This window comes from Candidatus Defluviilinea gracilis (assembly GCA_016716235.1).
GTDB classification, from domain to species: Bacteria; Chloroflexota; Anaerolineae; order Anaerolineales; family Villigracilaceae; genus Defluviilinea; species Defluviilinea gracilis.
In genome coordinates, this window is sequence record JADJWS010000001.1 from 1,287,054 (window position 1) to 1,300,450 (window position 13,397).

Genomic DNA, 13,397 nt, shown 5'->3' on the forward strand with positions numbered 1-13,397 from the left:
CACGGATTTTTTGTTTCTTTCTCCGTGGAATCCGTGTAATCCGCGTCCCAAAAATTTACGAAACGATCCCGCGCGTGGCGCGCATGAAGACCTCTTCGAGGTCTTGAGTCTCTTCGCTGAAGTGGACGATGGGGAGTCCCTGCGAGACCAACGTGGAGAGAAGCGTTTGCAAAGAGGCGTCGTCGCCGCTGAACTCGGCTTCGAAGGATAGCCAGCCGGCTTTGCCCAGCCCATCCTGCGCGCGGGCGGCGAAGATGCCCGGCAATGCGGCGAGCGCGTTCTGCGCCTGCTCGACCTCGATCTGGTTCAGGAACGCGACGCGGATCAGACGATGCGGCATCGCTTTCTCGGTCAGTTCGTTGAGCGCGCCGAGCGCGACCAGTTTGCCGCCTTCCATGATTCCCACGCGGGTGCAGAGTTCCGCCACGTCGGCGAGGATGTGGCTGGAGAAGATGATCGTTTTTCCGAGACGCGCGATCTCCAGCAACAGTTCCCGGATCTCGACGCGGGCGCGAGGGTCCAAGCCGGAGGCGGGCTCGTCGAGGATGAGAATGCTGGGATCGTGGATCAGGACGCGGGCGATGGAGAGGCGTTGCTTGAGTCCGCGCGAGAGGGTGTCTACCATGTCGTTGCGGCGGTGAGCGAGGTCCACCAGTTGAAGCAGGTCGTTGAGGAGGGTCTTTCGCTGGGCGGGGGGAATCTTGTAGCAGGCGCCGAAGAAGTCGAGGTACTCTTGCACGGTCATGTCGTTGTACACGCCGAACGAATCGGGCATGAAGCCGATCATGCGCCGCACGTCGCGGGGAGATTTGCGCACCGAATGTCCGCCTATGGTGATCTCGCCGCGGTCCGGCTGGAGCAGCGTGACGACCATGCGCATGGTGGTGGTTTTGCCAGCGCCGTTGGGACCGACCAATCCGAAGATCTCGCCGCTTTCGATGGAGAGGTTCACGTCGCTGACCGCGGGGCGGCGGGCGAAGTTCTTGCTGAGGTTTTTGATCTCGATGATCGCGCTCATGGAATCACCTGCATGGTGATGGTTGTGGAGGTAATTTCGGTATACGTGGATTGGTCTTGAACCACGCGGATGCGCGCCTCGCCGTTGGGCGCGACAAACTGATCGGGGTTCGAGATGGTGATGGTCATCTTGTCGGTTGCTAATCGCGTCCATGATCCGGTCTCAAAATTCCAGGCGTAGGCGGTCAACGCGCTGGGGTTGGAACTGACCAGCATGAGCTTGAGCGATTGAACGCTTCGGAATTGTATCGGCATGGCGGGCTTAAAACGGAGGATGTATCCCTCATCTGGAATCTCAAACGCAGAGTATGGCGAAACCAGCGGACTGGACGATTCCCATGCGAAGAATCCGGACGGCAGGTTTAATACACTGCCCTCGGTTTTGAGTTGAGGCGTGAGGCTGTGAATGTACAGCACGGTATCCACCCGATCATACCGCCGCCCGTCAATGCCAACGGGGAGGTCGGAGCGATCCATCCAGCCGATCAGGTATACGCCCCAGTTGCCAGCGTTCATATACGAATAATCGCTGCTGGATAAAACGGCTTGCAAAAAGGAATATTGCCGCGCCGCTTCCACATCGGGTTGTATGGCGATGGGATTGATGTTCAGAATGTTGCCCGCATTGCTGGAATAGAAGCTGGAACTTGACGAGGTGAGAAACAGGTTCACATCCGTCGAAGCGCCGGGTTTCAAATCGCCAAGTTCCTTCCAGCCGCCGGGAGTAATGAGCATGGCGTCCTTGAGAGTGAACTCGCTTGCATTGGTCACTGTGCCGGTCACGGATGACGGAGTTTTGCCGAGGTCTATCGTCAGCGTGTGGCTGATGGGGAGCGCGGGCAGGCTGCCCTCCAGAATGAGCGCCTTCATGCCGGCGATCTCCACGCGCGTATCCGGCAGGGTCATCGAGTCATCCTGTTGAAGCACAGCCCATTGATTGTCTGCCTGCAAATCGCCAAAACTGCCTGAAAACGCGCGAGGCATAAAGCCCTCAGCGGCGGTCACATCATATCCGGCGCGGACGGGAGAATACACCCCGACCAACGCTTTGACATTTGCCTGTGGAACACCATCCCATGCCTGCGCCACCATCAAACGGTTCATGATGGGAGTGAACCCGCGGAAGGAAAAACCGGTGGCGTAGAACACGCACGAAAAAATAATCACCAGCGCGGGGATCGTCATCCATGCCAGTTCGCGGCGTTTGGTCCGGCGCAGGACAAGAAAATTCAACGGACCCATCACGACCACGTACAACCCAAGCAAGCCGCAGATGTACAGGATCGAAGGCATACTCAATTCTTTCATCGCGCCGAGCGCCTGCTCCGCCGGGTTTGAATACCCAGAGGAATCAAACGTTGAGATTGCCCAAGGCGGCAGGGGAGGGCGCGTTGCCAGCGATTGCTCGTACAGCGTTTTCATGCCCGCCCAACCAACCAACGGATTCGCCGACGGGTCCGCCGCCAGATAATACACCTCGCCAAACCCGACATTCTTTTGCGAAAGGATCGAGACTCCCTCCTCCTCGACCAACGCCCGCGCCCCCTCGCGCATCGTCCCGACGGCGAGCGTGGTCTGCGAACTCAACGGACTCTCATCCTCAACGTACGCGCTGAGGTTGGTCAGATCCGTCACATTGCGCGTGGATCGTATTTCGACGGGAAGGAGTTCGTTTAACCCGGCGGTTGTCCTTTGCCATTGCGCCCCGCCAGCCACGAACAATTTTCCGCCTGAACTCAGCCACAATTCCATTGCCTGTTTTTGCGCGGCGGTCAGAACGCCCGTATCCGCATTCGAGACGACAAGCGCGTCCAATGTCCGCCAGGCTTGATAGCGTTCGGGCAGATCGTCAATGCGCAATTGCGCCACGCGGGAGGTCCCGCCCAGCGGATTGATGTCGCTCAACCCATCGAAGGCCGCCGGGGTATCGGAGATCACGCCGACCAACAGGAGGGTGTCGGCAAGGCAGTTTGCCGAAAGTTTTACTTTTTGCAGAACTTTCTTTCCATCGAATAGGCTGACCGTGAAATCCCTCAGCGAGCCGTCGGCGAAAATATATACAAAGAAGGCTTTGCGCGATGAAGTTGGGAGTTGCGCTTCGGTCGTTGTGGAAGTTATGCCCCCACTGCTGTTTTGATAGGAGACTTGCACGCTCGCGTCCAGATCGGGGCCGGTGTTTTCCACCTCCACGCGGACGGGCAGCCAGCGTTTATCTTTGCAATACCCGTCGAACCCCGCCGCCGCGCTTAATGTGACCCCTCCGTTCTGCGCGTGGACGAATCGCTGTCCTCCGAACGCGGGGGACAGGCTTGCAAGCAGGATGGCAACGAATATGATCTTGACGGTTTTTGAATGAAGGGTGGCGATCAAGCCGGTTTCTCCTATCTTGATTGCGTGGACAAATCTTATCATAAGACTGCCGAAGGTAACTTTTTGATCCGCGCTGAGGGCGCTCAATTTTGTAGGCTTTCGCTGACCATGAAAAATATTCACATCACGAGAGAGTGACGATCTGTGAATATTTGAAACACGGAGAAACTGAGTCACGGAGTTTTTTAATTGGTTTCTCTGTGTTTCCGTGTCTCAGTGGTTAGAGAGTGTTTCTTAGGTCTTTTTTGGACACGGATAACACGGATTTCACGGAGAAAACCATTTTAAAATCCGTGGTTGACCGTGTAATCCGTCAAATCCGTGTACTTAAGAAACAGTGTCTTAGGGTTTCCTGTCTGTGGTAAAACCCATCCGCATCCTTTTGCGCGCCTCACTTGACTCCTCAATCCCGATAATGGCTCATAACGATTACAATTTGCCATCGTATGCTTCAACGAATCCGAACCTCTCTCCGCGAAGACAATCTCTTCCACCGTGTCGTAAGCAACAGCCTCCACCTCTTTAGCAACAACACGATCGCGTTGGCGTTGAGCGTGCTTCAAGGCGCGTTGGTGACGCGCTTGCTCGGACCCTCGGGCTACGGTTTGATCGGCGTGATCATGGCGTATGCTTCCACGGTCAACAGCATTTTTTCGTTTCGCATGGGTGAGGTGGTGGTGAAATATGGCGGGGCATATCTTGAACAAGGTGAAAAATCAAAAGCCTCCGCGTTGCTGAAAGCCGCCAGCCTCACAGAAGCCGTCGTTTCACTGCTTGCTTTTTTCGCCGTCGTGTTGACTGCCAACCTCGCCGAAATGTACAACGCGAAAACCGCAGGCACGGCATGGATGTTCATCGTTTTTGCGATTGGGTTGCTTGCCAATTTCAACACCGAAACATCCACTGGCATTTTACAAGTCACGAACAGGATCAAACTGCAAGGCACGGTCAATCTCCTGCAAAGCATCGTCACGACGATTGTCATCGTTGCCGCGTTCCTCACGCATGGCACACTTCAATCAATTCTGTTTGCCTATCTCCTCAGCAAAACGATCCTTGGGCTTGGCATGTTCTTCGCCGCGCAAATACAATTGCACAGAGTTCTCGGCAGTGGTTGGTGGCGCGAATCATTTTCGGCAATCGCCGAGCGAAGCGAGCGGAGCGAGTGGCGCGAGTTGATTCGCTTTGCGGTCAGTTCCAACGTCAGCGCCACGATCATCAAAATTTTCCGCGAGAGTGAGTTGTTGTGGGTGGCGTTCTTCCTCACGCCCGAAGCCGCGGGCTATTACAAACTGGCATACACGCTGGTCAGTTTTCTGTCCATCGTCACCGATCCGCTGATTGCAAGCACGTTCCCCGAGATCAATCGTCTCGTGGTGCAAAGCGCATGGACGCGGCTCAAAGATTTTCTGCGCAAGGTCACATCACTTTCGTTCGCGTACAACTTCGCCATTGCCATCGGCTTCGTGTTACTTGGTCAATGGATGATTCGCATTTACAGCAACGACACATTTCTCCCCGCCTATCCCGCGATGATCGCGCTCGTCGTTGGTCTCGCGTTCAATTACACGTTGTTCTGGAATCGTCCGCTGTTGCTTTCGCTCGGCTTGCCCGAATATCCCATCAAGGTCACGCTCATTGTCGGCATTATCAAGATCGCGCTGGCATTCGTGCTCGTGCCGCGATTCGGCATTGTCGCAGCGGGCGCGTTGTTGTCGTTTTATTATGTTGCGTCGGTGGGGGTGATGGCGTGGCGGGGGATGAAGAAGATTAGAGAATTTGAGAATTAGAGAATAGAGAGCAGAGAATAGAGATTAGAGACTGGTATGAAGATTGCATTGATAACCAATTCTCGGATTCCGTCGCTGACTGCGAATTCGATTCAAGCAATGAAGGTTGCTCAAGCCTTGATTCAATTAGGACATGACGCGCGGATGTTCGCGCCTGCGGAAACGCAGACTGTCTCGCAAGAAATACTCAATACGCATTACGGAGTACGCTTCTCTCCGCCCCTCGAACTGCTTCCGTCCATCAAGCGACTCAAACGCCTCGACTTTATCGTCCATGCCCAACGCGCCGCGCGGAGGTTTGGCGCGGACCTCATTTACACATGGCTTCCTCAATCCGCTGCGCTGGGAGTGTGGATGAAGTATCCCGTCGTCCTCGAAATGCACGCGGATGTGACAGGTCTCATGGGCGCGTGGTGGCTCCGTCAGTTTTGGAATGCGAAGGGGAAGAAGACGATGACGGTCACCACGTCCGCGTTGAGAAAAGCCTTAGAGAGGTCAACCAGCCTCAAATTGGAGAATGAAGCGGTGATCGTCGCGCCGAATGGAGTCGAGTTGGAGCGATACGAATCCCTGCCGAGTCCTCAAGAGGCACGTCGTCAATTGAATCTGCCTGAGGGACTCACCGTCGGCTTCACGGGTCATATTTATCAGGGGCGCGGCGCGGAGTTGTTGTTCGAGTTGGCGAATCAAATGCCGCGCGTGAATTTTTTGTGGGTCGGCGGCACGCCCGAACTCGTGTCATTTTGGAGATCGAAGTTAGAGGAGGCGCGCGTTGCGAACGTGACGATGACGGGCTTCGTGGAGCATAGCAACATCCCGCTCTATCAAGCCGCGGCGGATGTGTTGCTGATGCCGTATTCGCATTCCATTTTGGCGTCGAGCGGACAGGACATTGCCGAGGTGATCAACCCGATGAAGATGTTCGAATACATGGCGGCGGGACGGGCGATCGTGTGCGCGGAGTTGCCCGTGATTCGGGAGGTGTTGAATGAGGGGAATGCGGTGTTTGTAAAAATGCGCGAATCAAACGGTGGTCGAGTAGCCCCGAGTGAAAGCCGAGGGGCGTATCGAGACCACAATGTTGGAGAATTGGAGAATCAGAGAATTGGAGACTGGAGACTGGAGATTGAGAAATTACTAGAAGATGAATCGCGCAGGCTCGCGTTGGGCGCGCAGGCGAGGAAGGATGTGGAGCGGTTTTCGTGGGTGAGGAGGGAGGGGAGGGTGATGGAGGGGATCATCAAGTAATTTGATTGATTCCCCTCTCTTTCAATATTGGGACGCTGAAAAACGCTGAATTCGCTGATTCAAAAGAAAGAAAATCTGCGTTCTCAGCGTGAATCAGCGTCCAAAAAGATTTGTGTAAGATCATCAAGTAGTTTGATATGAACCTTGCGCCTCGGCAATTGCAGAGGAGATTATCTCTTCCTTCACGCCTTTCTTTTTCAAGCTTTCGATCAACGAGGAGATTTCCACGCCGTTTTCGAGGCGTTCAAGATCGGCGCGCAATCCCTGTCCGATATACGCTTTGATCAATGCCTGATACCCAGAAAAACCGAGCATCGGCGCGACGCGTTTCAGGTCTTCGATCACATCCTCAGGGATGCGGATGCTGACCATCGTCGTTCGGCGGTCTTTTTGTAAGCGTTGGGCAAGTTTATTGATTTTCATAGATTTCTCTTTCTGTCTTGGTCACAGATCGGGCGGACACAATTCGTATTCTGTCGTCGCGCATGACATAGACTACGTAAAGCAATATCCAATTTGTGGTTAAGCCGACAATTCTTTCGCGAAGTTCACTGCCGACAATTTCATCGTCCAGATAACAAACGAATGGGTCGAAGAACGTTTCACATGCCAGTTCAAAACTGACATCATGTTTTCGCAAGTTGACAGCCGCCTTCTGGCTGTCCCACTCGAAGAGGATATTATGAAGCGTGTATCTGACGTTCATTCAGAATGAGTATAGCCTCGCGTATATGCTTTGTCAATACGCAGGTGTGGAAGGATGTGGAGCAGTTTTCGTGGGTGAGGAGGGAGGAGAGGGTGATGGATGGAATGAAAGCTTTAGGCTAATGATTTGCGGACGACGTTAGAGTACCAATCTCACTCGAGCTACCACCGCCGATTTGCTGGTTGAGACATAAATTCCCTGCCTAATATTATTATTTCCCGGTGTCCATGTAACTCGTGAGGAAGTTAAAGAAATCGGAGTAACCACGACATTTGTGGGGGAAGTAACAGAGCAAACGGGATCACATCGATAGGTAATATAGTTCTGAGTAGTGCATATAAACTCATCATCCTCGCAATCCCTGCAAACTTTGTTGGGATTGTTTCTCGTCGGGCAATCATACCAATCGGTACATGCCCCCTTATTCCAATGCCCCGAGCAACAGTCCCCTATCGTCTGCGCGCTCCCCGCCGTGCATTTTGGATTTAGGCACGAAGATCTTATAACGGTAGCGGTTCTTACGGTTCCAGAGGGGCAGTAGACTGGGTCTTCTGGGCAGATAAAGCCTCCCGCGTCGACACAGATCCCCCGTTGGGCGCTGCACCTTCCCGAAGAGCAGTCGGAGTCGCTTGAGCACGGCTCGCCTATGCCTCCCCCGCCCCCGCCTCCCCCACCGCTACATGCCGTTGTCGACCATCCACAGCCTGTGCAAGTTACTCCAGTTTGACCACAGGCTACGCCTGATGATGGTCTCGTATTTACACAAGTTGAATAATCAAGCCCGCCACAGCCATAAGCAGTACTTGTGTTTGTGCAATACCAATTTAATGGCTCGGGATCGTTTGGACAAAAAGCGGTTCCAGTTACAACATTCCCCACACAGCATCCCACTTGAGCATTTACATTGGTTGCAAATATAAAACTCCCCAATATCAACAAAAGCAGTGTCAGTTTTTTCATACTCCTAAAGTTTTATCTCCCAAAGGTCAATCTTGCCTTTATATGTATCGAATATTTCCCTGTCTTTTTCAATGAGCATTTCATCGGTCGCATTTGGATGTAGCATTTTATTCATGGCTCTTATCACCTGACTATCCACCCACCAGTTTTTATCCCGCGCTTTGGTCAATCTTTTCGGGTCAACATGAACGGTAAAAACCAGCTTTTCATCCGCAATTTCGGTATCGACCGAGGCAAATACCATGCCCTTCCCATCCCCTTGTTTGAGGAAGGGTTGCTCTTTATCAGAGTACTTTACTTCAATGCCAGCAATTTGGCTTATTTGAATAATCTCACCCGTAAGAAGTGTAATACTATCGGCTTTGTGCCAGCCGACATCAGTCAATAACAGTTCAAGGTTTGATTTATTCTGAATATCAACTTTCGCGTTTTTAATCTGTGGAGAAGTATTTTCTTTTTTCCCCTGAAAGTAAACGAAGCCACCAAGACCAAGAAGGAATGCAATAAGAATGCCAAGAGTTATGCCGATATATTTCCCCACAATTCATAGTAGCACAAAATTATCGAGTTTGTGAATAGATAACAATTGGGTCTTTGGGTAAAAGACCTTCACCGCTAAAGATTATGGATTTCGTAACCACATCTTCTGCCCCGCCATAAGCAAGAGATATTTCGGTTCTCAAGAACATAAATTGTAGCGCCATAGCTAGTCTTCTTGCAAATATTAAGTCAGCGTGTTCTTTGTATGAAGCCAAATCTTCAGGTCCCTCGTTGTAGTAATTAATCAACAAAACTCCTTCCGTGTTTTGCTCAAATCCATATGCTTTGAGCCAGCGCTTATTATCAGTGGTTCCATAGATAACAGCCATGTTTTTATTCAATTTCTGAACAGTTCGAAAGACGATTGGCGTTTCATCAGAAATAAAAATTTTTTGAGCGGGGACGCTAAATCTTGCGGGGCTTCCATCTACATTTGTGTAATTTCGGGAAGTTGGCAGTAGCGTAACTCTTCTGCCCTCTTCCAGATACCGTTGCGCCAAGGGATTTGCCAGAGAGCTCTCAAGCGTGTTACCCAGTTCCACATGGTTCGCCCCAGCGATTACTCTGGCTCTTGCGTATCGAAAATAATCGGCTAAAGTTTTTTGCGCCTCCGCCCTGTTGAGTTCTGGGTTCCAGATAATATGGCTCCCTGAAGTTTCATTGATGAGTAGATTATTTTCGATCTTGAGGGCGGGATTTGGTTTTCCCTGCTCGAAATTCCACACAAAAGCGACTTCGCCGTCTGTATCGTAGTAGGCAAGGTAACTGGTTAGCCCTTGCTCGGCGAGGAACTGGCGGGTGAAGCCCTCCCCCGTCATGTCTTTGGTTTGGTCAAAAAGAGCCTGCTGTTCAGCAGTGAGGGATTGATAGTAGGCGTCCTCAGGGTTCGCCGTCGGTTCGGGGGTGGGGGTCGACGTAAGCGTTGGCGGACTTGCTGTTGCAGTCAGTGTTTCGGTGGGACCAGGAGTTGTTGTCGAAATGGGAGTCGCTGTGGCGCAGGCGGATAACCCGATGCACAAGATCATCACGATTGCAAAGGAACGACGAATATGAGACATATCTTCCTCCAGACCTATTCACATCCCTTGCTCAAGTTTGCTCCTGATCAAGCGGACTCTCTTCGTGAGAGTGGAAACCGTCCACGAATACACACTGACGCATTTCCAGCGTCCTACCTTATTCAATTAACTATCCATCACCTGAAACAACGTGATCTGCATCCCATCGGGGTCTTGCAAGCGGACGTTGTAATCGCCCCAGGGAGTCATCACAGGCTCGTGGACGAGGGTCGCGCCGTGGGCGAGGAGTTTGTCCATGGCGGCGTGCAGGTCGGGCACTTGCAGGGCAAAGCGGATCTGTCCGCTGAGGCGTTCCCCTGCTTCGAGCGAGTCGATGGTCTCGGCTTGGGGTTCGTCGAAGAGTTCGAGGGTGGCGCGTCCCATATCGAGGACGAGCGCGTGACCGTCTCCGTTGTTCCAAATGGCGGCGGGTTCGATGCCGAGTCCGTCGCAGTAGAATTTCACCGCGCGTTCAAAGTCTTTTACGGTGAATGCGATACGCAATTCGAGAACGGGGTGATCGTTTGTCATATCGGCATTATATCCCCGTTCTTTTAGCGAAGGCATGACCGTCACTATGAAAGTAAACCTGCCATGGACGGGAAATTTTTTATCTTGACTCGCCCATCCCTCGCCGTTATGATGACTTTGCTCTGGAGACCGCATCATGGCTCAACACGCCCACTTACCTCAGCTCGATTCAGAAACCCTCCGCCGCGCCATGCGCGCGTGGACGACCGGTGTAACGGTGATCACCGCCGCGCATGACGGTCAGCAATATGGCATGACGGTCAACTCGTTCACGTCCGTTTCGCTGGAGCCGCCGCTGGTATGCGTCACCTTGAAGAGGCTGACCCACACGCATGAACTGGTCGAGAAGTCCGGCGAGTTTTCGGTGACGGTCCTCTCCGCCTCGCAGAAGGAGCTTTCGAGCCGCTTCGCGGGGAAACATCCGCAGGTCACTAACCGGTTCGAAGGCATACCAACCACAACGCTTTCCATCCCCGCGCCGTTGATCGAAGGCGGAATGGCGTTTTTCAATTGTCGTGTGTTGAGCATGCATACAGTTGGCGAGAATACATTGTTCGTGGCGGAGGTGATCGCGGCGCAGGGAGCGGGCGAAGGCGATCCGCTTGTGTATCATAACCGGGTGTATTGGAAGTTGAATTCACCCTCACCCTAGCCTTGTTCATTCAAGGACAGGATGAGGATGAGGGAGGTAACCTCATGCAAGATAAACTTACCCTCGAAGAACAACAGACTCTCCTCCGCATAGCGCGCGAGGCGATGATATGCCGCGTGAAAGGGGAGGCGCTTCCGCCGCTGGACGTTGCGCCGCTGACGGAACGTTTGCGCGCGGAGGGCGCGTCGTTTGTCACGTTGACGATTCGCGGAACCCTGCGCGGGTGCATCGGCGCGTTGGATGCGTATCAGCCGCTGGCGGAGGATGTGCGCGAACACGCGGTTTCTGCGGCGTTGGAGGATCCGCGTTTTCCACCCGTGAGGGAAGGCGAACTAGGGGCGATCCAGATCGAAATTTCGAGGTTGACCCGTCCGCATCCGCTGGAGTACAAAGATGCCGCCGACCTCCTGTCTAAGTTGAAGCCGCATGTGGATGGAGTCGTCCTGCGCGATGGCGTTCGCCGGGCGACGTTCCTGCCGCAGGTCTGGGAGAAGATTCCACAGCCCGGCGAGTTCATGGATAACCTATGTTATAAGATGGGCGCGGACTACGACCTGTGGCGAAAAAAACATCTCGAGGCGCTCGTCTATCAAGTGGAGGAGTTTCACGAGTGAGCGACCTTCTCAGGATTGCCGGCGCGCTTTGTGGCAATGAGTATCCTGAGTGGGGTAAAATCAGCGCATGACCGACGAAGTCTTCCAAGAGGCAGTGGAGGCGTTGCGCGAGGGAAATAAAGCGAAAGCCCGCGAGTTACTCACGGGTTTGCTCAAAACCGACCAGGGCAACGCAACCTATTGGGTGTGGATGAGCGCGACAGTGGATACGGAAAAAGAGCGCATCTACTGCCTGCAAACGGCGTTCAAACTCGACCCTGAAAATGTCACCGCCAAGCGCGGCTTGATCTTGCTCGGTTCGCTTCCGCCGGACGAAACTATCCAGCCGTTTTCCCTTAATCGCCCGCGCGCATGGGAACAAAGACTTTTGCTTGCGCACGAAAAGCCGAAGCCCAAGGGCTGGGCGGCAGTCAAAGCCAGCCCGGTCTTCCGCCTTGGTGGAATTGCCGTGTTGATCGCGGCTTTGGCGGGATTTGTTTATTTCGGGTTCGTTGTTCCGGCGCGGCAACAAGCGCGTCCTCCCACCATTACACCGGGGGCATCGCCCACGTGGACATTTACCCCCACCGCGCTCAACTCCACGAGCGAGCCTCAAGCCGCCGGCACGCCGTTCCCCTTCTCTGAATTGCTTGAAGTTCCGTATACGCCCACGGCGTTATACGTCAACACGCCGCGCTCGCCGCTGACGATGGATATGTACAGCAGATTTGATAACGCCTTTAAAAGCGGAAACTGGGATGAGGCAATCGCGGCAATGCAGGAGATCGCGCAACTCGAACCTGAATATGCCGACCCATACTATTACATCGGCGAGGCGTATCGTTTCAAAGGCGATATGGCGAGCGCGATCGACGCCTACAACTTCGCGCTTCAAGCGGACGGGGAATTTGGTCCCGCCTACGTGGGGCTGGCGCGGGCGCGTATTCACATCGACCCCGGCGCGAACACCGAACCATTGCTCGATGAAGCCATCCGCTTCGACCCGAACTTTGGCGAGGCGTATCTCGAGCGCGCAAAAGTCCGTTTGCGCGATAACAATATCGTCGGCGCGATCGCCGATCTCGACAACGCCAACCGCCTCCTGCCGAATTCACCGTTGGTGTATTACACGCTGGCTGTGGCGCGGCAACGCGAAGGGGAGATCGACCTCGCGCTGACCACCGCCCTGCATGCCAACCAACTCGACACCACACATATGCCCACCTATCTGTTGCTCGGTCAGTTGTATGAAGCGACCGGCAACTCCGCCGATGCGACGCGCGTTCTCAATATTTACCTGAAATACAACGAAGGCGACGCGGACGCTTACATGTTGCTCGGCAGGATGCAATTTGCCGATGACGAATATGAAGAGACCATCGGCGCGATGAACCGCGTGATCGGCATCGACCGCAACCGGCGCGAGGCATACCTCTATCGTTTCTATGCCAACATTGAATTGGGGAACGGCGCCGCCGCCGATGAGGATCTTGACCGCCTGCTGGTCTATTACCCCGATCTGTTCGAGTTCAACATTGCCCTGACGCGCGCGCATTTGATCCAGAAGCGCAACGGGAGCGCGTTACAGATCATCGAGAAGGCGATCAGCCTCGCCGAAACGGATGAACAACGCGCCACCGCGTATTTCTGGGCGGGCGCTGTGTATGAGGCGCGCGACGAACTCGATCGAGCCGCCGAATATTGGCAGTTGCTGTTGGATTTACCCGAAGACGCGACCACCGCGGAACAACGCGCGGTTGCCGAAGAACATCTGTTGGAAATCCCCACATCGACTCCCGCCGTCACCCCCACCAAATCGCGGACTCCGACTCGCACCCCCCTTGTGACTGGCTCGCCCTCCCAAGCGAAGACCGCCACCCCAACCCCCACACGCACACCGAGTCCTACGCCGACGAAGTGAACAAAAAAACG

12 protein-coding genes are annotated in these 13,397 nt (G+C 53.9%); 5 read left to right on the top strand and 7 right to left on the bottom strand.

Annotated features, from left to right (window positions below; translation table 11 throughout):
- Positions 1–55 precede the first annotated feature (55 nt).
- Both IPM31_06065 and IPM31_06070 read right to left on the bottom strand, forming a co-directional pair.
- Positions 56–1,018 (bottom strand): ABC transporter ATP-binding protein, encoded by a 963-nt coding sequence (locus tag IPM31_06065; GenBank protein ID MBK9006542.1) that lies wholly within the window; start codon positions 1,016–1,018, stop codon positions 56–58.
- On the bottom strand, positions 1,015–3,387 hold the full coding sequence (locus tag IPM31_06070) for a hypothetical protein (protein MBK9006543.1): 2,373 nt from the start codon (positions 3,385–3,387) through the stop codon (positions 1,015–1,017). The genes IPM31_06065 and IPM31_06070 overlap by 4 nt, the downstream gene beginning before the upstream one ends.
- A gap of 446 nt (positions 3,388–3,833) precedes the next feature.
- On the opposite strand from IPM31_06070, the gene IPM31_06075 reads away from it, so the two are divergent.
- Positions 3,834–5,177, top strand: coding sequence for an oligosaccharide flippase family protein (locus IPM31_06075; GenBank protein MBK9006544.1), 1,344 nt, complete (start codon positions 3,834–3,836; stop codon positions 5,175–5,177).
- 36 nt (positions 5,178–5,213) lie between these two features.
- Positions 5,214–6,425 (top strand): glycosyltransferase, encoded by a 1,212-nt coding sequence (locus IPM31_06080; protein MBK9006545.1) that lies wholly within the window; start codon positions 5,214–5,216, stop codon positions 6,423–6,425.
- A gap of 123 nt (positions 6,426–6,548) precedes the next feature.
- Here the strand turns inward: IPM31_06080 and IPM31_06085 are convergent, their stop codons facing one another.
- From IPM31_06085 to IPM31_06105, 5 genes are all read right to left on the bottom strand, one after another.
- Entirely contained in the window at positions 6,549–6,848 is a 300-nt protein-coding gene (locus IPM31_06085; GenBank protein MBK9006546.1) for a hypothetical protein, read from the bottom strand.
- The gene (locus IPM31_06090; protein MBK9006547.1) at positions 6,835–7,131 is read right to left on the bottom strand and encodes a BrnT family toxin; all 297 of its coding nucleotides are present in this window, start codon (positions 7,129–7,131) and stop codon (positions 6,835–6,837) included. The genes IPM31_06085 and IPM31_06090 overlap by 14 nt, the downstream gene beginning before the upstream one ends.
- Positions 7,132–8,095: 964 nt before the next feature.
- A complete protein-coding gene (locus IPM31_06095; protein ID MBK9006548.1) occupies positions 8,096–8,632 on the bottom strand; it encodes a hypothetical protein in 537 nt (178 codons plus the stop codon).
- Between the two features lie 19 nt (positions 8,633–8,651).
- The gene (locus IPM31_06100) at positions 8,652–9,689 is read right to left on the bottom strand and encodes a hypothetical protein (protein MBK9006549.1); all 1,038 of its coding nucleotides are present in this window, start codon (positions 9,687–9,689) and stop codon (positions 8,652–8,654) included.
- A gap of 126 nt (positions 9,690–9,815) precedes the next feature.
- The gene (locus IPM31_06105; GenBank protein ID MBK9006550.1) at positions 9,816–10,220 is read right to left on the bottom strand and encodes a VOC family protein; all 405 of its coding nucleotides are present in this window, start codon (positions 10,218–10,220) and stop codon (positions 9,816–9,818) included.
- Between the two features lie 136 nt (positions 10,221–10,356).
- On the opposite strand from IPM31_06105, the gene IPM31_06110 reads away from it, so the two are divergent.
- From IPM31_06110 to IPM31_06120, 3 genes are all read left to right on the top strand, one after another.
- A complete protein-coding gene (locus IPM31_06110) occupies positions 10,357–10,872 on the top strand; it encodes a flavin reductase family protein (protein ID MBK9006551.1) in 516 nt (171 codons plus the stop codon).
- 44 nt (positions 10,873–10,916) lie between these two features.
- Positions 10,917–11,486, top strand: a complete 570-nt coding sequence (amrA, locus tag IPM31_06115) for an AmmeMemoRadiSam system protein A (protein MBK9006552.1) — start codon at positions 10,917–10,919, stop codon at positions 11,484–11,486.
- A gap of 67 nt (positions 11,487–11,553) precedes the next feature.
- Positions 11,554–13,386, top strand: a complete 1,833-nt coding sequence (locus tag IPM31_06120) for a tetratricopeptide repeat protein (protein ID MBK9006553.1) — start codon at positions 11,554–11,556, stop codon at positions 13,384–13,386.
- Positions 13,387–13,397: the final 11 nt, after the last annotated feature.

Bases quoted from the DNA above. Each gene is read 5' to 3' on its own strand.
- IPM31_06120 (MBK9006553.1), top strand. From the start codon at position 11,554: ATGACCGACGAAGTCTTCCAAGAGGCAGTGGAGGCGTTGCGCGAGGGA.
- IPM31_06065 (MBK9006542.1), bottom strand. From the start codon at position 1,018: ATGAGCGCGATCATCGAGATCAAAAACCTCAGCAAGAACTTCGCCCGC.
- IPM31_06105 (MBK9006550.1), bottom strand. From the start codon at position 10,220: ATGACAAACGATCACCCCGTTCTCGAATTGCGTATCGCATTCACCGTA.
- IPM31_06100 (MBK9006549.1), bottom strand. From the start codon at position 9,689: ATGTCTCATATTCGTCGTTCCTTTGCAATCGTGATGATCTTGTGCATC.
- IPM31_06085 (MBK9006546.1), bottom strand. From the start codon at position 6,848: ATGAAAATCAATAAACTTGCCCAACGCTTACAAAAAGACCGCCGAACG.
- IPM31_06080 (MBK9006545.1), top strand. From the start codon at position 5,214: ATGAAGATTGCATTGATAACCAATTCTCGGATTCCGTCGCTGACTGCG.
- amrA (MBK9006552.1), top strand. From the start codon at position 10,917: ATGCAAGATAAACTTACCCTCGAAGAACAACAGACTCTCCTCCGCATA.
- IPM31_06090 (MBK9006547.1), bottom strand. From the start codon at position 7,131: ATGAACGTCAGATACACGCTTCATAATATCCTCTTCGAGTGGGACAGC.
- IPM31_06110 (MBK9006551.1), top strand. From the start codon at position 10,357: ATGGCTCAACACGCCCACTTACCTCAGCTCGATTCAGAAACCCTCCGC.
- IPM31_06075 (MBK9006544.1), top strand. From the start codon at position 3,834: ATGCTTCAACGAATCCGAACCTCTCTCCGCGAAGACAATCTCTTCCAC.